Source organism: Actinophytocola sp. (genome assembly GCF_049647105.1).
In the GTDB taxonomy this organism is placed as follows: Bacteria; Actinomycetota; Actinomycetes; order Mycobacteriales; family Pseudonocardiaceae; genus Actinophytocola.
In genome coordinates, this window is sequence record NZ_JBARWZ010000091.1 from 1 (window position 1) to 15570 (window position 15570).

The 15570-nt window shown below is 70.8% G+C and carries 19 protein-coding genes; 11 read left to right on the forward strand and 8 right to left on the reverse strand.

Annotation, left to right across the window (positions count from 1 at the left end):
- Positions 1-121 precede the first annotated feature (121 nt).
- From WBA97_RS11095 to amcA, 3 genes are all read right to left on the reverse strand, one after another.
- A complete protein-coding gene (locus WBA97_RS11095) occupies positions 122-262 on the reverse strand; it encodes a hypothetical protein (protein ID WP_424230660.1) in 141 nt (46 codons plus the stop codon).
- A gap of 5 nt (positions 263-267) precedes the next feature.
- Positions 268-783, reverse strand: coding sequence for a hypothetical protein (locus WBA97_RS11100; RefSeq protein WP_424230661.1), 516 nt, complete (start codon positions 781-783; stop codon positions 268-270).
- 375 nt (positions 784-1158) lie between these two features.
- Positions 1159-1320: a multiple cyclophane-containing RiPP AmcA gene (gene amcA / locus WBA97_RS11105; RefSeq protein ID WP_424230662.1), complete on the reverse strand. Its 162-nt coding sequence runs from the start codon at positions 1318-1320 to the stop codon at positions 1159-1161.
- A gap of 160 nt (positions 1321-1480) precedes the next feature.
- Here amcA and WBA97_RS11110 point away from each other — a divergent pair, with 160 nt between their 5' ends.
- Positions 1481-1969: a GNAT family N-acetyltransferase gene (locus WBA97_RS11110; protein ID WP_424230663.1), complete on the forward strand. Its 489-nt coding sequence runs from the start codon at positions 1481-1483 to the stop codon at positions 1967-1969.
- A 51-nt stretch (positions 1970-2020) separates the two neighbouring features.
- The gene (locus tag WBA97_RS11115; protein WP_424230664.1) at positions 2021-2875 is read left to right on the forward strand and encodes an SDR family oxidoreductase; all 855 of its coding nucleotides are present in this window, start codon (positions 2021-2023) and stop codon (positions 2873-2875) included.
- A gap of 102 nt (positions 2876-2977) precedes the next feature.
- On the opposite strand, the gene WBA97_RS11120 is transcribed toward WBA97_RS11115, so the two are convergent.
- Both WBA97_RS11120 and WBA97_RS11125 read right to left on the reverse strand, forming a co-directional pair.
- Positions 2978-3583 carry a hypothetical protein gene (locus WBA97_RS11120; RefSeq protein ID WP_424230665.1) on the reverse strand — a complete coding sequence of 202 codons (606 nt, stop codon included), beginning with the start codon at positions 3581-3583 and terminating at the stop codon, positions 2978-2980.
- On the reverse strand, positions 3568-3837 hold the full coding sequence (locus tag WBA97_RS11125; RefSeq protein ID WP_424230666.1) for a DUF4235 domain-containing protein: 270 nt from the start codon (positions 3835-3837) through the stop codon (positions 3568-3570). The genes WBA97_RS11120 and WBA97_RS11125 overlap by 16 nt, the downstream gene beginning before the upstream one ends.
- A gap of 140 nt (positions 3838-3977) precedes the next feature.
- Here WBA97_RS11125 and WBA97_RS11130 point away from each other — a divergent pair, with 140 nt between their 5' ends.
- Positions 3978-4406, forward strand: a complete 429-nt coding sequence (locus tag WBA97_RS11130; protein WP_424230667.1) for a phage holin family protein — start codon at positions 3978-3980, stop codon at positions 4404-4406.
- Positions 4403-4744: a DUF3618 domain-containing protein gene (locus tag WBA97_RS11135; protein WP_424230668.1), complete on the forward strand. Its 342-nt coding sequence runs from the start codon at positions 4403-4405 to the stop codon at positions 4742-4744. The genes WBA97_RS11130 and WBA97_RS11135 overlap by 4 nt, the downstream gene beginning before the upstream one ends.
- A 175-nt stretch (positions 4745-4919) precedes the next feature.
- On the opposite strand, the gene WBA97_RS11140 is transcribed toward WBA97_RS11135, so the two are convergent.
- Positions 4920-5495 (reverse strand): TetR/AcrR family transcriptional regulator, encoded by a 576-nt coding sequence (locus tag WBA97_RS11140; protein WP_424230669.1) that lies wholly within the window; start codon positions 5493-5495, stop codon positions 4920-4922.
- A 167-nt stretch (positions 5496-5662) separates the two neighbouring features.
- On the opposite strand from WBA97_RS11140, the gene WBA97_RS11145 reads away from it, so the two are divergent.
- Positions 5663-7837: an MMPL family transporter gene (locus tag WBA97_RS11145; RefSeq protein WP_424230670.1), complete on the forward strand. Its 2175-nt coding sequence runs from the start codon at positions 5663-5665 to the stop codon at positions 7835-7837.
- On the opposite strand, the gene WBA97_RS11150 is transcribed toward WBA97_RS11145, so the two are convergent.
- The gene (locus WBA97_RS11150; RefSeq protein WP_424230671.1) at positions 7834-8937 is read right to left on the reverse strand and encodes a glycoside hydrolase family 3 N-terminal domain-containing protein; all 1104 of its coding nucleotides are present in this window, start codon (positions 8935-8937) and stop codon (positions 7834-7836) included. The two genes, WBA97_RS11145 and WBA97_RS11150, sit on opposite strands and share 4 nt — an antisense overlap.
- 105 nt (positions 8938-9042) lie before the next feature.
- Positions 9043-10626 carry an MDR family MFS transporter gene (locus tag WBA97_RS11155; RefSeq protein WP_424230672.1) on the reverse strand — a complete coding sequence of 528 codons (1584 nt, stop codon included), beginning with the start codon at positions 10624-10626 and terminating at the stop codon, positions 9043-9045.
- A gap of 85 nt (positions 10627-10711) precedes the next feature.
- Here WBA97_RS11155 and WBA97_RS11160 point away from each other — a divergent pair, with 85 nt between their 5' ends.
- The 6 genes from WBA97_RS11160 to WBA97_RS11185 all read left to right on the forward strand — a co-directional run.
- On the forward strand, positions 10712-11293 hold the full coding sequence (locus WBA97_RS11160) for a TetR/AcrR family transcriptional regulator (RefSeq protein WP_424230673.1): 582 nt from the start codon (positions 10712-10714) through the stop codon (positions 11291-11293).
- Positions 11294-11478: 185 nt separating this feature from the next.
- On the forward strand, positions 11479-11940 hold the full coding sequence (locus WBA97_RS11165; protein WP_424230674.1) for a hypothetical protein: 462 nt from the start codon (positions 11479-11481) through the stop codon (positions 11938-11940).
- The gene (locus tag WBA97_RS11170; RefSeq protein WP_424230675.1) at positions 11940-12446 is read left to right on the forward strand and encodes an NUDIX hydrolase; all 507 of its coding nucleotides are present in this window, start codon (positions 11940-11942) and stop codon (positions 12444-12446) included. Before WBA97_RS11165 ends, WBA97_RS11170 begins: the two co-directional genes overlap by 1 nt.
- Positions 12446-12973: a GNAT family N-acetyltransferase gene (locus tag WBA97_RS11175; RefSeq protein ID WP_424230676.1), complete on the forward strand. Its 528-nt coding sequence runs from the start codon at positions 12446-12448 to the stop codon at positions 12971-12973. The genes WBA97_RS11170 and WBA97_RS11175 overlap by 1 nt, the downstream gene beginning before the upstream one ends.
- A 66-nt stretch (positions 12974-13039) precedes the next feature.
- Positions 13040-14932, forward strand: a complete 1893-nt coding sequence (locus tag WBA97_RS11180) for an FAD/NAD(P)-binding protein (RefSeq protein WP_424230677.1) — start codon at positions 13040-13042, stop codon at positions 14930-14932.
- Positions 14929-15570, forward strand: a 642-nt coding sequence (locus WBA97_RS11185) for a lyase family protein (protein WP_424230678.1), incomplete at its 3' end; no start/stop codon positions are given. The genes WBA97_RS11180 and WBA97_RS11185, both read left to right, overlap by 4 nt.

Consider the following 15570-nt stretch of genomic DNA (forward strand, 5'->3'; position numbering starts at 1 on the left):
CCCCGCACCTTTCCCGTCCTGGATTCTTGCGAGTCGGCCTCTCGTCCTTGTCCGCGCCACCTTCGCTCGACCGGGCAAAATCGGACATCTATATAGCGAATAACTGTTAGTGCAACAACGTTCACGACCTCATCGCGACCGTGTTCGACTGCCACGACACAGAGGCGCTGGCGGCGTTCTGGTGCGCGGCGGCTTCAGTGAAGGCATCCGCAATCCTGCGGCAGGTGGCCTCGTCGACCGTGACGTACTGGTCGGTGATCATTCCGCTCATTGCGATGCCCCATTCGTCCGTGTGAGCTTGGAAAGGACCGTGGCAGCCTCTGCGCGCAGGTGCGGTTCGAGCAGGTCCCAGTCGCTGCCCTCGCCCACCACGCGCAGGTAGCGGCAGATCGCGGCCAGCAGGGCGAGGTGCCCGCTGCGGGTGTTCAGCTCGGGCATCTCGCGGATGCGGCGGGCCGTGGCCGGGTGGAGCAGGCTGTCGCAGTAGAGGGTGGCCAGGTCGTACCCGGCGAACATCGGCCGCCAGCTCTCCCAGTCGAGGATGCGGACCTTCGGCCGCCGCAGGTTGCCCCAGTGCAGGTCGGCGTGCGCGGTGGTCCAGGTGACGTCGGCGAAGTCCTCCTCGGACAGCTCGACGCCGAAGTGGTGGTGCACGCCCCGGATGGTCGACCCGACAGCGCCCAGCTCGTTGTGCATCTGCATCGGGTGCGTGGCCAGTGCCGCCAGCGACCAGCCCAGCTCCTGCCACCACGAGTCGGTGAGCCGAGGATCGTCGCGCAGCACGCCGCCGGGCGACCGTCGTGCCCGGGGCGAGGGTCATCACCTCGCCCCGGAGACGACGGCCGTTCAGGTACTCCCCGGCCTGCCGCCAGTCGTGCCAGCGCAGCACCGTGGGCTTGGCGACGCCGAGGATCGAGTTGGCCGCGACGTTGCCGTCCCACCGGCACACGGGTTCGTAGTCCGCGTCTTCCACCACGACCCGCAGCCAGACCTGCTCCCGTCCGTCGCGGGCGACCGCGCCGGCCGAGCGCATGTCGAAGGTGTTCACCGGCCTGCCGACCACCTTCACCCGGAGAGTGTCCGCGGCGGTGGCGAGCTTGGTGTCCAGCCACACCCGGCGCTGCTCGACCAGCTTCTCGATGTCCTCAGCGTCCATGCTCACTTCTTCCAGAACTCGCCTTCTTTGCCCCACGAGCCGCCCTTGCGGCCCCAGTCCACGCCGCTGGCTGTCGCCGCCGTTGTGGTGGGCGCGGCCACGAACTGCGCCCACTCAGTGTCACCGTCGGACACGGTGGCCACCATCTGCTCCAGGACGGTCATCCCGCTTCCCTCGCTTCCAGTAGATCGGCAAGCGCCAGGACCGGCGCTTGAACGGAGTTCCGGCAGTGGTCGGTCTCCGTCGCTGTAAAGGTGCCGTGCTCCGGTTGCCCGCGCGGTCGCGGATCCATGGGACAGCCCCTGGTCCCGATACGCTCAGTCCGTGATCCGCGAGGCCAGTCCGACCGACCTGCCGGTTCTCCGCGACATCGAACGCGCGGCGGGCGAGCCGTTCCGCGATGTCGGCATGGCGGCGATCGCGGACGACGAGCCGCCGACGATCGAGACACTGACCGCCTACCAACGAGCGGGCCGGGCGTGGGTGTTGGGCGACCCGCCGGTGGCGTACGTGCTGGCCGACGAGGTCGACGGGTACGCGCACATCGAGCAGGTGTCCGTCCACCCGGGACATGCGCGGCGTGGCATCGGCCGGGCGCTCATCGACCACGTCGGCGAGTGGGCGAAAGGCCGAGGGCTGGCGGGGCTCACGCTCACCACGTTCGCGGACGTGCCGTGGAACGCGCCCTACTACGCCCGTCTCGGCTTCACGGTCGTATCCGACCTCACGCCGGGGCTGGCGGCGATCCGCGCACACGAGGCCACGTGCGGGCTCGACGCGTGGCCCAGGGTGGCCATGCGCCGCGACGGTTGAGCCGAAACCGCCCGGGTAACCCCCACCCCAGCCGAAAAGTGGGGAGAACCGATGGCCGAGCAGAACCAGCCACCGCAACAGCAGGAGCCGCCCGGCGAGACCGGCGACATGCGGCCGCAGCCAAGGGACTCGATGGCCGGCTATGTCGGCCGCGACCTGCTCAAGCACAAGCGGGCACTGATCACCGGCGGCGACTCCGGCATCGGCCGGGCCGTCGCGGTCGCGTTCGCCAAGGAGGGCGCGGACGTCGCGATCGCCTACCTGTCCGAGCACACCGACGCGAAGCACACCGCCGACCTCGTGCAGGCGGAAGGCAGGCGCTGCGAGCTGATTCCCGGGGACCTCGCCGACCGCGACCACTGCGCCGCGGTGGTCGAGCAGGCCGTGTCCGCGCTGGGCGGGCTCGACATCCTGGTCAACAACGTGGCGACGCAGGAGCAGGTCGAGGCGCCGGAGGACATCACCGACGAGCAGTGGCAGCGGACGTTCGACGTCAACATCCACAGCTACTTCCGGGTCACCGCGGCCGCGTTGCCACACCTCGGCGACGGCAGCGCGATCATCAACACCGGGTCGGTGAACGGGTTGCGCGGCAACAAGGGGCTCATCGACTACTCGGCCACCAAGGGCGCCGTGCACGCGTGGACCTACGCGATGGCGCAGGCGCTGGTGGACCGGCGGATCCGGGTCAACTGCGTCGCGCCGGGTCCGGTGTGGACACCGCTGATCCCGGCCACCCTGCCGGAGGAGAAGGTCGAGAGCTTCGGTCAGCAGACTCCGTACGGTCGGGTCGCGCAGCCGGACGAACTGGCGCCGTCGTACGTGTTCTTCGCCTCGGACCGGTTGTCCTCCTACTACTCCGGCGAGGTGCTCGCCGCACTCGGCGGCGAGACGCACCCGGGCTGAGTAGCGAAGGGATCGACATGAAAGCCGTTACCTGGCAGGGAAAACGGAAGGTGAGCGTGGAGACGGTGCCGGACCAGGTAATCCAGGAGCCGACCGACGCGATCATCGAGGTGACGGCCTGGCCGGGTACGCCCTGGGACTCGAGCGGGTGCCCGCCGCCGCGCTCGACCACGGTGGCGGCCACTGGGCCGTGCACGCGATCGCGTGGCCAGAGGCCGGGTTCCCGTTGAACGGACTTCGCGAGGCGCTGCGGCGGGCGGCGACCGGCACCAGCGTGCCGCAGCGCTCGCGCCAGACGGCGTTCCGCCTGCTCGTCAGTACCGTTTGAGAATGCGGACCACCGCGCGTTCGATTGCCGGGCGAGCGTCCTCGATGGGGACGCCCGCCGCCTTCCTCGGGCAGACGCGCGGCGAGGCGAAGCGCGCGCTCGTGCTTCGCCTCGTCCCGGTCCTCGCGCCACTGGTCGTGGTACAGGTACTGCCTGGGCCCGGCCACATCTGTGCCGACGGCCTGGAGGTGCCCGTTCGGAAAAGGGCAGATCCACACCTCCTGCCAGGCAGGCGGGATCGCGAGCCCGTTGACGCGGGACACCACCTCGGCGTCACGCACCGGCTCGTCGTCGGCGTCGAAGTACCGCCAGCCTCGCCCGCTTCGCTGTCTGCGCAGTCCCGGAGTGCCCGGGTCGCTGCGCCTCAGTCGTCGGGCCACTCGCCGGTGACCTTGCGGTAGCCGGTCGCGCCCGCGCGGTCGACCGCCGCCTTCACCACCCCGAAGATGGCGCCCTGGATGGTGGCCGCGAGCAGCACCTGTCCCCAGGTCGCGTCCTTCTCGGTGGGGTCCGGTGCCTCGTCGGTGTTCGCGATCGCGCCCCACACCTTGTTGAACGCGGTGGTGGCGAGCACGCCACCGAGGACACCGATGAGCAGGCCCACCGGCTTGTAGATGATCTTGTTGGTGTTCACGGTCACTCCTGTCCTGCTCGTGCGGGGATGCGGTCCGGCATCCGTCCTCGCATGGCGCCCGGGTACCCAGCACGTCACGATCGAACCGTGTGTTTCCAGGTCAGCCACGTCGGGTAACCGGCGCGGGCAGAGGAGGAGTCATGACAGCCACACCGGAGCCACGGCCGGAACACAGCGGCGCGAACCACCCAGAGAAGTCCACGGCCGAGCTGGTTCACGACCTGACCGACCAGATGAGCAGGCTCGCGCGCACCGAGGTCACGCTGGCCATGCGGGAGCTGAAGAGCAAGGCCAAGCACGCCGGTGTCGGCGCCGCGTTCGCGGGCGCGGGTGGGTTGTTCGCGTTCTACGGCGGCGGTGTGCTCGTGGCGGCGTGCGTCCTCCTGCTCGCACTGGCACTGCCCGCGTGGGCCGCGGCGCTGATCGTCGCGGGCGTGCTGTTCGTGATCGCGGCTGTCGCCGTGCTCGTGGCACGCAAGCAGCTCAAGCAGAGCGCACCGCTGCCATCGCCCTCGGTCGAGAGCGCGAAGGAAGACATCCAGGCCGTCAAGGAGGCACGCAGGCAATGAACGACAAAGAGAACGGCCGGATGCCGATGCCAGGCGAGCCACCCACCGACGAGGCCCTGCGCCACGAGGCCGAGCTGACCCGTGAGGAGCTCGCGCAGACGGTGGCCGCGCTCGGTGACAAGGCCGACGTGAAGGCCCGCGCGCAGCGGGTCGCGCACGAGAAGGCCGAGGAGCTGCGGGAGAAGGGCGACGAGCTCGTCGACAAGCTCCCGGATCCGGTGGCGGAGCGGGTGCGCCCGGTCGTCGACGGCGCGACCCGCAGACCGTTGATCCCGCTCGCCGCGCTGGTGGCGCTGCTGGTGGTGTTGCGGATCTGGCTCAAGCGCCGCAAGGGCTGAGCGAACCCAGTGCCCCGTCAAGGTGAAGGGGGTCGTTATCCGTGGATCCAGGTGGTCGCCGGCAAGGCGCGGGAAAGCCGCTCGTACCGGGTTGTACTTGGGCTTTCCCGCAACGCGGCCAGCGGCCGCCTGGGCCGAGGAGAAACGTGCCCTCTTCGCCTTGACGGGGCACTCGTCAGGACAGGCTCTCGCGGCGACGTGGCCTGCCAAGCAAGCGACGTCCCGCCTCGCTGAGGTGACGGCGCAGGCGCTCGTCGTCCATCGTCATCAGCGCCGGGGAGCCTCCCGCCAACGCGACACCGGCAAGCGCGACGTGCGCCGACACCACGGCGGCCTCGTCAGCGTCCGGCGGCACCAGCATGGCAGGCAGCCGCGTCATCACGTTCTCCTCGCCGTGCAGCGACCGTTCGATCGCGCGCGCGATCCCCGGGTCGCTGCAGAACACCGCGACCAGTATCCGGTTGCGCACGACCAGGTCCACGAGCCCGTCGAGCACGTAGTCGACCCGCACGCCGTGCCGCCGGATCGTCGCGGCGTGGTCCAGGATCGCCGACAGCTCGCGCAGTGCGGGTTCCGCGACCGCCTCGGTGATCTCGTCCTTCGTCCTGAAGTGGTAGTACACCGCGGCCTTGGTGACGCCGAGTTCGTCGGCGATCATCTGCAGCGACGTGCCCTCGACGCCGTGCACGGTGAACAACCCGAGCGCGGTGTTCAGCAACCGGGTGCGGGTGTCACCCCTCGTGGCCGTCATCGCCCCTCCTCGCGCAGACATCGACGGTACCGCCTCAGCTAGTCGTACGACAAGTTGCTCACTTGCTGTTCGACAAGTCACATACTTGCCGAACGGCTTGGATCACACTTGTCGATCGGCTAGCTTCGGAAGCACAACAACACGTGCGAGGCATGGGGAGATCCAAGGTGGCGACATTCCTGTACCGACTCGGACGGGCGTCCTTCCGTCGCCGGTGGCTGGTCACCGGCATCTGGGCGGCGCTGCTCGTCGTCGTCGGCATCGGCGCGCTCGGCTTCTCGGGGACCATGTCCAACGCGGTCTCGATCCCGGGCACCGAGTCCCAGCAGGCGATCGACCACCTCAAGAAGACCTTCCCAGAGGCCAACGTCGGCGGCGGCACCGCACGCGTCGTCCTCCAGGCACCGGAGGGCCAGGACTTCTTCACCTCACCGGCCAACCAGGCCGAGGTGACGCGGGTCGTCACGGCACTGCGTGACGCCCCCGAGGTCGTGAACGCCACCGACCCGTTCAAGACCAAGGCGTTGTCGAGGGACGGCGGCCTCGCACTCGTGCAGGTCAGCTACGGCAAGCAGGCCTTCGAGCTGAGCGAAACCGACCGTGCGGCGCTCATCGACGCCGCGCACTCCTCCGGCCTGCGTGCCGAGGTCGGCGGTGACGCGACCAAGGGTTCGCCGGTGACCGGCGCCGCCGAGGTCCTCGGGGTCGCGGTCGCGGCCGTGGTCCTCGTCATCACCTTCGGGTCACTGTTCGCCGCCGGGTTGCCGCTGCTGACCGCGCTCATCGGTGTCGGCATCGGCATGGCAGGCCTCCTGGTCGTCACCGGTTTCACCGAACTGAACGCCAACACCCCGATCCTGGCGCTGATGATCGGCCTCGCGGTCGGCATCGACTACGCGCTGTTTATCGTGTCCCGCTACCGCGGCGAGCTCGCGAACGGCGCGGACCACGAGCAGGCCGCGGGCCGTGCGGTCGGCACCGCGGGCTCGGCCGTCGTCTTCGCGGGGCTCACGGTGATCATCGCGCTCGCGGGCCTGACCGTCGTCGGCGTGCCGTTCCTCGGCGAGATGGGTGTCGCGGCCGCGCTGACGGTCGTCATCGCCGTGCTCATCGCGGTGACGTTGCTGCCAGCGGTGCTCGGGTTCGCCGGGGACAAGATCAACGGCCGGATCCGTGGCCTGCGTGGCGGCCCCAAGCCCGGCCGCCCCGGCATGGGTGAGCGCTGGGCGCGGTTCGTCAGCAGGCACCGGGTGGCGACGCTCGTGGTGGCGCTGGCCGGTGTGGTCGTGGTCGCGATCCCGGCCGCGAGCATGCAGCTCGGCCTGCCCAACGACGCCACCGCGGCGCCGGAGAGCACGCAGCACAAGGCCTACGAACTGGTCAGCGACGGCTTCGGGGCCGGCGCGAACGGCCCGCTGATGGTCGTCGTCGACACCGCGGCGAGTCCGGACCCCAAGGCCGCGGTCGCGGCGACCGCGAAGCGGCTCACCGACCTTGGCACCGTGGTGATGCCGCCGCAGGCCAACCGCACCGGTGACACGACGATCATGCAGGCCATCCCGAAGACCGGCCCGAGCGACGTGGCCACCGAGGACCTGGTCGCCGACATCCGAGCCGCCGCCACGCAGCTGGAGGACAGCACGGGCGCGGACATCGCGGTGACCGGTCAGACCGCGGCCAACATCGACGTGTCGGAGAAGCTCGCGGACGCGATGATCCCCTACCTCGCGTTGATCGTCGGCCTCGCGTTCCTGTTGCTGATGCTGGTGTTCCGGTCGGTGGTGGTGCCACTGAAGGCGACGATCGGGTTCCTCGCGTCGGTGGCGGTGACGTTCGGCGCGGTGGTCGCCGTGTTCCAGTGGGGCTGGCTCACCGACCTGCTCGGCGTCGAGTCGACCGGGCCAATCATGAGCATGCTGCCGATCCTGCTGATCGGTGTCCTCTTCGGGCTCGCGATGGACTACCAGGTCTTCCTGGTGACGCGGATGCGTGAGGACTACGTGCACGGCACGCCAGCGCGCGAGGCCGTGGTGACCGGTTTCGGGCACGGTGCCAGGGTCGTGGTCGCGGCCGCGCTGATCATGGCGAGTGTGTTCGCGGGCTTCGTGTTCGCCGAGGACTCGCTGATCCAGTCGATCGGCTTCGCGCTCGCGGTCGGCGTCGCGGTCGACGCGTTCGTGGTCCGCATGACGATCGTGCCCGCGCTGATGTCGCTGTTCGGCAAGGCGGCGTGGTGGCTGCCGCGCTGGCTGGACAGGATCCTGCCGAACGTGGACGTGGAGGGCGCGAAGCTCGTCGAGCCGGACGACGACCGCCGCGAACGAGTGCCGGTTCCTGTCTAGGGCAGGCTCGCGCGTAACGCGTTGACCCTGGTCAGCGCCTGGCCGAAGGCACCGCTGTCGAGTGTGCCGTCGGCCAGCGCGCCGGCCAGGGCGTCCGCGGCCTGGTCACCCTGGTTGACGTCGCGGGCCGAGGCGAGGATCAGGTCGCCGCCCGCCTGTGCGGCGAGCACCGCGCGGTTGCCGGTCGAGCCGTAGGCCGACAACGCGCCGGCCTCGATCGCGTCGGTGATCGTGACACCGGTGAAACCGTTGCGGGACCGCAGTTCCTGGCCGATGACGGTCGCCGACAGCCCGGCGGGCCGGTTCGGGTCGAGCGCGGTGTAGACGGTCCAGGAGAGCATGACGAGCTTGGCGCCCGCCGCGATCGCGTCCTGGTAGGGCGCCTCGTCCACGCCCCGTAGCGTCGTGAGCGGCACGGACAGCGTCACCGGTTTGGTGTCGGTGTTGTCGCCCGCGTTCGCCTTGCCCAGTCCCGGGAAGTGCTTCACGGTCGCGGCGACCCCCTCCGCCTGCTGCGCGGTGAGGTAGTTCGCACCGAGGTCGCCGACGACGGCCGCGTTGGCGCTGAAGGACCTCTCGTAGGAGTCCATCAGGTCGCCCGGCGCGTGGAACACGTCCAGCACGGGCGCGAGGTTGACGTTCATACCGACTCCGGCGAGGTTCTCCCCCGCGCCCCGCCCCGCGGCGGTCGCCGACGCAGCGGGATCGGCCGATAGCCCGACATCCTTGTGGGAAAGGGCCGGTTCACCGGGCAGGCGGCGGATCAGGCCGCCCTCCTGGTCGGTCATCAGCAGCAGCGGGTTCCGGTTGGGGCTCTGCGCGGCGGCTGCGCGCAACTGCGACACCACGCCGCGGATCTGCGTGAGGCCGGCGACGTTCTCCCCGAAGAAGATCACGCCGGCCGCCTCACCCGCGCGGATGCGTGCGAGCAGCGACTCGGGCGGGGTCAGGCCAGGGTAGGAGTAGATGACCCGCTGCCCGGCCGCCTGCCGCGCGAAGGCGAGTGCGGACCGGTCGCCCGTGGCCTGCGCGGGCCCACTCACCATCGTGGCGGCCACCGCCAACCCCAGTACAGCCGCGAGCAACCGACCACGCCTCATGAGCCCGACCTCCCTGGACGCTGGGTAGGTCGACCATAACCCTATGTGGCGATGGAACGAAAGTTTCCGACCTTGTCAGTTTCAGGGAACCTCCGGCACTGTCCCCTATCCCACGATCGGGTCGGAAACCACCGGGTCCGTGTCGTCCTTCTTCTCCAGGTCGATCGTCGTGCGCAGCGTGATCGGCTTCAGCAGCAGCGCCGCGATCACGCCGACCACGGCCACCGCCGAGGAGATCAGAAAGACGTGTGCCGTCGCGTCGCCGTACACGGTGTGCACGACCTGCTGGATCTCCGGTGGCAGCGCCTTCAGGTTCAGCGCGCTGACGCTGCCCGTCGACGCGGTGCCCTCCGGCACGTGCAGCGCCGTGGCCAGGTCCGAGGTGACCCGGTTCGCGAGCACCGCGCCCAGCACCGACACCCCGATGGTGCCGCCGAGCGACCGGAAGAACGTGACCGACGCGCTCGCCGCGCCGAGGTCACGGAGCGGCACGGTGTTCTGCACCGCGAGCACGAGGTTCTGCATGGTCATGCCGACACCGATGCCGACCACCGCCATCGCGAAACCGATCAGCACCAGCGACGTGTCGTGGTCGACCATGCCCAGCCCGAGGAAGCCGAACACGAGGATCAACGTGCCCGCCACGAGGTAGGGCTTGACCTTGCCGGAACGGCTGATCATGCGCCCGGAGACGGTCGAGGACACCAGGACCCCGGCCATCAGGGGCATCGTCAGCAGGCCGGCCTCTGTCGGCGAGTAGCCGCGGCCGACCTGGAAGTACTGGCCGAGGAACACCGCGCCGCCGAACATCGCCATGCCGACCGCGAGGCTCGCGATGATCGCGAGCGCGGGGGTGCGCTGGACGACGATCTTGATCGGCACGACGGGTTCCCGCACCCTCATCTCGACCGCGACCGCGATCGCCAGCAGGACGACACCCGCGAGGACCATGCCCGCGCTCTGCCACGACAGCCAGTCGAACGTGTTGCCGACGAACGAGACCCAGATCAGCAGGACGCTGACGCCCGCGGCGATCAGGCCCGCGCCAAGGTAGTCGACCTTGACGTCGTCACGGCGCACGGTCCGCAGCTTCAGCGTGCGCTGCAGCACGACGAACGCGAGGATCGCGATCGGCACGCCGACGAAGAAGCACCAGCGCCAGCCCAGCCACGGCACGTCCACGATCAGGCCGCCGAGCAGCGGGCCACCCACCGTGGCGACCGCCATGACGGCACCGAGGTAGCCGTTGTACCTGCCACGCTCGCGCGGCGGGATGATCGCGGCGATCACGACCTGGACCAGTGCCTGCAGGCCGCCGATGCCGATGCCCTGGAACGCGCGCGCGGCGATCAGCTGCTCGGTGTTCTGGCTGAACCCGCTGATCATCGAACCGGCCACGAAGATCACGATCGCGATCTGGACCAGCGTCTTCTTGTTGAACAGGTCAGCGAGCTTGCCCCAGATCGGGGTCGTGGCGGTCGCCGTGAGCAGGGTGGCCGTGACCACCCACGTGTACTGGGTCTGCGTGCCGTTCAGCGAGCCGATGATCAACGGCAGGGCGGTCGACACGACCGTCGAGCTGATCATGGCCACGAACAGCGCGAGCAGCAGCCCGGACAGCGACTCCAGCACCTCACGGTGCGCCATCCGTCCGGACGGCGTTTCCGCCTCGATCCCCTCGGCCTTCATGACACCCCTTCGAACCCGCGCCAAATATTGCTCAATGTGCAAACTTGCACAACGGGAAGTTTATTCCCTCGCTAGGCTGACCGGTATGGAGGCCCTGGAGACGCTCCGGACGCGCAAGAAGGCGGCTACCCGGCAGTCGCTGCATGAGGCCGCGCTCGGCCTCGCGATGGAGCACGGACTCGACGGGGTGACGGTCGAGGACATCGCCGACGAGGCAGGCGTGTCGCGGCGGACGTTCTCCAACTACTTCTCGAACAAGGAGGACGCGGTCCTGCACGCGGACCGCGAATGGACCAGGGAACTGGTGGCACTGGTCGAGAGCAGGCCGCGGGAGGAGCCGCCGTGGCAGGCGCTGCGCGGGGCGACCTCGCAGCTGTACCGCGCGCGGCCCCGCCGCGACCCCGAATGGGTGGCGCAGCTGCGACTGCTGCGGCGGCACCCGTCGCTGCTCGCGCGGCAGGCCAGCGACCAGTTCGCCCTCGAGCGCGACCTGGCGGCGGTCCTGCTCACGCGCGGACACGGCCTTGACGAGGAGCTGGCCCGGCTCATGGCGGCGACGTTCCTGGCCGCGGTGCGGACCGCGGGCGTCCTGTGGCTGGAGCGCTCCGGCGGGCAACCACTCCCCGACCTGATCGACCGCCTGCTCGACCGGTTCCAGCCCCGATGAACCAGTGCCCCGTCCAGGCGGATACGGCACGATTCTCTTTCGGCCCCGCCGCCCGCCGGCCGCGTTGCCGAAAGGCCCAAGTACAACCCGGTACGAGGACCTTTCGGCGCCTTGCCAGCGAACACCGGGATCCGCCGATAATCACCCCGATCCACCTGGACGAGGCACTAGCTAGAGTATCCAGAGTGGACCGGATGATGGTGCCGTCGGAACTCGCCCTGCTGCTGGCGTCCTGGCCGCGGCCGGGCCATGACGAGCAGGCCTTCCCGTTCGTCACCGTCGACGAGGAGGGCTTCCCGCACGTGATGCTGCTGTGCACCGCGGAGCTGCTCGCCACGCCGGACCGGGACGCGCTGCTCGTGGCGATCGCCGGCAGGAACGCGCGGGCGAACCTCGCCCGCGACGGCATCGCGACCCTCATCGCCGCCGACGGCGTCGCCGCCCACTACACGAAGCTGCGGGTGCACGACACCGAGGAGCACGACCGCTTCACCCTGTACTCGTGCCACGTCGCGGGCTACAAGCGCGACTCGCTCGGCATCCCGTTGCGGCCCATGGACTTCCACGCCACCGTGGAGGTCGCCGAGTCCGAGCGGTGGGCGAGCACCCGCGCAGCACTCGTCCGCCGCCGCGAGGCGTCGCGCTGATGGATCTTCCTCAGGATCTGCCGCTGGAGCACCGCAGCGCGGTGCGGCTGGTGGTACTCGACGAGCAGGACCAGATCCTGCTGTTCCACACCCGCAGCCCCGACTATCCCGAGCTCGGCACGTGGTGGGAGCTGCCCGGCGGTGGCATCGACCCCGGCGAGTCCTATGTGGAGGCCGCGGTCAGGGAGTTACGCGAGGAGAGCGGGCTCACCGCGGGCACCGTCGGCCCGGCCACGTGGACCCGCACGGCCACGTTCAAGTGCCGGGGGTTCCGCCGCGTGCAGCAGGAGGTGGTCGCCGTGGTGCCCGTGCACGGGGTGGCACCCCGGATCGACGTCGCGGGCCAGCTGGACTACGAGCTGGACGCGTACGTGTCCGCCCGCTGGTGGCCAAGGGACGAGCTCATCGCGACCCGGGAGCGCTGCTACCCGGGCCGCCTGCCCGAGTTGCTCCCCGCCTTCCTCGCCGGGCAGCGGATCGACGAACCCTTCGAGATGTGGTCCTGATGATCGACGTGCGCCTCAACCACACCGCCGACCTCGACGGCGCCACCCGGACCACGGTCCGCGCACTGCTCGACGCCGCGTTCGACGGGGACTTCTCCGACGAGGACTGGGATCACTCCCTCGGCGGCATGCACGCCCTCGCGTGGTCCGGCGGCACGCTCGTCGGGCACGCCGCGGTTGTGCAGCGACGGCTCCTGTACCGGGGCCGCGCGCTGCGCACGGGGTACGTCGAGGGCGTCGCGGTCCTGGCCGACCACCGCCGCCACGGCGTCGGCGCGGCGGTGATGGCGCCGGTGGAGCAGGTCATCCGCACGGCCTACGAACTCGGCGCGCTCGCGTCCAGCGCGATGGCGATGCCGTTCTACGAGTCCCGGGGCTGGCAGCGGTGGCGCGGCCCGACCTCGGTCCTCACCCCGGACGGCGTGCGCAGGACCGGGGACGACGGCGGCATCTTCGTGCTCCCGGTGAGCGCGCTCGACCTCGAGGATCCCCTCGCCTGCGACTGGCGCGACGGCGACGTCTGGTGACGGGCGCACAGCGGACGGGGAGCGGATTCGCAGTGGATTCGCAGTCGCGCCGCTGACACTGCACGCGTGGCACAACACAGTGGCGGCACCAGGGTCGGGGTGATCGGCCTCGGGCCGAGGGGACTGTCCGTCGTGGAGCGGTTGTGCGCCAACGCGGTCGCGGACGGCACCCGCGTCCTGGTGCACGTGATCGACCCGCACCTGCACGCGGGCGGGCGCGTGTGGTCCACCGGCCAGCCGGGGGTGCTGCTGATGAACACGGTGGCATCGCAGGTCACCATGTTCACCGACGCGAGCGTCTCGTGCGCTGGTCCGGTGCGGACCGGGCCCAGCCTGTACGAGTGGGCCACCCTGTTCGTGCCCACCGAGCCGTTCGGGCCGTACCCGGCCTGGCTGTACGCGGAGGCGGCCGCGCTCGGCCCCGACTCCTACCCGACGCGCGCGTTCCACGGCCACTACCTGCGCTGGGTGTTCGACCGGCTCACCCGCTTCGCGCCCGCGCTGGTCGAGATCGAGTCGCACGCCGCCTGCGCCGTGGCGCTCGACGACGCCGACGACGGCACACAGGTGGTGACGCTCGACGACGGACGGGTGCTCACCGGGCTCGACGCGGTCGTGCTCGCGCTCGGCCACCTCGACGCGCCGGTCGCCGGTGAGGAGCTGGCGCTGCGGGACTTCGCCGCCGCACACGACCTGCGGTACGTCCCGCCAGGCAACCCCGCCGAGGCCGACCTCGCGGCGATCCCGCCAGGGGAGACGGTCGTGCTGCGCGGGCTGGGGCTGAACTTCTTCGACCACATGGCGCTGCTGACCGCGGACCGAGGCGGCCGCTTCACCGAGGACGGCGACGGGCTGCGGTACGTGCCGTCCGGCCGCGAGCCCGTGCTGGTGGCCGGGTCGCGGCGTGGTGTCCCCTACCACGCGCGTGGCGAGAACCAGAAGGGCGCGCACGGCCGCCACCTGCCGCTCTTCCTCACCCCCGAGGTGATCGCCGGGCTGCGGGCCCTCGGCGGCGCGGGGTTCACCACCGACGTGTGGCCGCTCGTGGACCGCGAGGTGCGGGCCGTCTTCTACGCCGCGCACGTCGCGGCGGGCGGCGGGGACCCAGCGGCGTTCCTCACCGCGTTCCGCGAAGCCCCCGACGACGACGACCTGCCGGCGCGCTTCGGGCTGACGGCCCGCTGGGACTGGGAGCTGATCGCCCGCCCGTACGGCGACCGCCGCTTCCGCGACCACGACGAGTACCGGACGTGGCTGCTCGGCCACCTGCGGGACGACCTCGAACAGGCACGGCTCGGCAACGTCCTCGGCCCGCTCAAGGCCGCGCTCGACGTCCTGCGCGACCTGCGCAACGAGATCCGGCTCGTCGTCGACCACGGCGGGCTGACCGGCGGGTCGTACCGCGACGAGCTGCTGCCCTGGTACACGCCCCTCGGCGCGTACGTGTCGATCGGCCCGCCGCCCCGCCGGATCGCGGAGCTGGTCGCGCTCGTCGAGGCAGGCGTGCTGCGGGTGTGCGGACCGGGGATGCGTGTGAAGGCCGCGCCCGGCGGGTTCGTGGTCGGCTCCGACGCGATCCCCGGCACCGAGTTCGTGGCGCGGACGCTGATCGAGGCGCGCCTGCCCGCGACCGACATCCGCGCCACCCCCGACCCACTGGTGCGGCACCTGCTCGCCACGGGTTCGTGCACCACCTACCGGATCCCCGACCCGGAGTCGGGTGAGTTCGTCTCCGGCGGGCTCGCCGTGACCCCCAAGCCGTACCGTCTGGTCGAGGCGACCGGCCGGGTGCACCCGGCCCGGTTCGCGTTCGGCGTGCCGACCGAGACGGTGCACTGGGGCACCGCGGCGGGCATCCGGCCCGGGGTGGACTCGGTGATCCTCGGCGACGCGGACGCGATCGCGCACGCGTGCCTCGCCGTGCGCCCCGCCGTGCGACTGGAGAAGGTGGACCGATGAACGCGGACACGGGACTGCTCAGCCTGGTGTGGCCGGGCACCGGCATGGACACGCTGCTCGCCGACGAGGCATGGGTCGGCGCGATGCTCGAGTTCGAGGTCGCGCTCGCCCGCACGCAGGCGCGGCTCGGCGTGATCCCGTCCTCGGCGGTCGGCCCGATCGAGGCGGCCGCCAAGCCGGGCAACATCGACACCGAGGACCTCGCGGTACGGGCGCGCGGGTCGGCGAACCCGGTCGTGGAGCTGGTGCGTGAGCTGACCGCCGCGGTCGCGGACTCCGGCGCGGCCGAGTTCGTGCACCGCGGCAGCACCAGCCAGGACGTGTTCGACTCGGCGGCGATGCTGCTCGCCGCCAGGGCGCTGCGTGCCACCGACGCCGACCTCGCCAGGGTGGCCGACGCGCTCGCCGGTCTCGCCGACGAGCACCGGCACACGCCGATGGCGGCCCGCACCCTCACCCAGCACGCGGTGCCGACCACGTTCGGGCTGAAGGCGGCGGGCTGGCTGACGCTGGTGCTCGACGCGCGGGACCGGCTGCGGCAGGTGCTCGCGACACTGCCGGTGCAGGTCGGTGGCGCGGCGGGCACGCTGGCCGCGTACCTCGAGTACGCGCGGACCGCCGGGGTGCCGGTCGCGGGG

What these genes read in the sequence shown, in the direction of transcription:
- WBA97_RS11095 (WP_424230660.1), bottom strand. Translation starts at nt 262, where the DNA reads ATGATCACCGACCAGTACGTCACGGTCGACGAGGCCACCTGCCGCAGG.
- amcA (WP_424230662.1), bottom strand. Translation starts at nt 1,320, where the DNA reads ATGACCGTCCTGGAGCAGATGGTGGCCACCGTGTCCGACGGTGACACT.
- WBA97_RS11115 (WP_424230664.1), top strand. Translation starts at nt 2,021, where the DNA reads ATGGCCGAGCAGAACCAGCCACCGCAACAGCAGGAGCCGCCCGGCGAG.
- WBA97_RS11130 (WP_424230667.1), top strand. Translation starts at nt 3,978, where the DNA reads ATGACAGCCACACCGGAGCCACGGCCGGAACACAGCGGCGCGAACCAC.
- WBA97_RS11135 (WP_424230668.1), top strand. Translation starts at nt 4,403, where the DNA reads ATGAACGACAAAGAGAACGGCCGGATGCCGATGCCAGGCGAGCCACCC.
- WBA97_RS11140 (WP_424230669.1), bottom strand. Translation starts at nt 5,495, where the DNA reads ATGACGGCCACGAGGGGTGACACCCGCACCCGGTTGCTGAACACCGCG.
- WBA97_RS11150 (WP_424230671.1), bottom strand. Translation starts at nt 8,937, where the DNA reads ATGAGGCGTGGTCGGTTGCTCGCGGCTGTACTGGGGTTGGCGGTGGCC.
- WBA97_RS11155 (WP_424230672.1), bottom strand. Translation starts at nt 10,626, where the DNA reads ATGAAGGCCGAGGGGATCGAGGCGGAAACGCCGTCCGGACGGATGGCG.
- WBA97_RS11160 (WP_424230673.1), top strand. Translation starts at nt 10,712, where the DNA reads ATGGAGGCCCTGGAGACGCTCCGGACGCGCAAGAAGGCGGCTACCCGG.
- WBA97_RS11170 (WP_424230675.1), top strand. Translation starts at nt 11,940, where the DNA reads ATGGATCTTCCTCAGGATCTGCCGCTGGAGCACCGCAGCGCGGTGCGG.
- WBA97_RS11175 (WP_424230676.1), top strand. Translation starts at nt 12,446, where the DNA reads ATGATCGACGTGCGCCTCAACCACACCGCCGACCTCGACGGCGCCACC.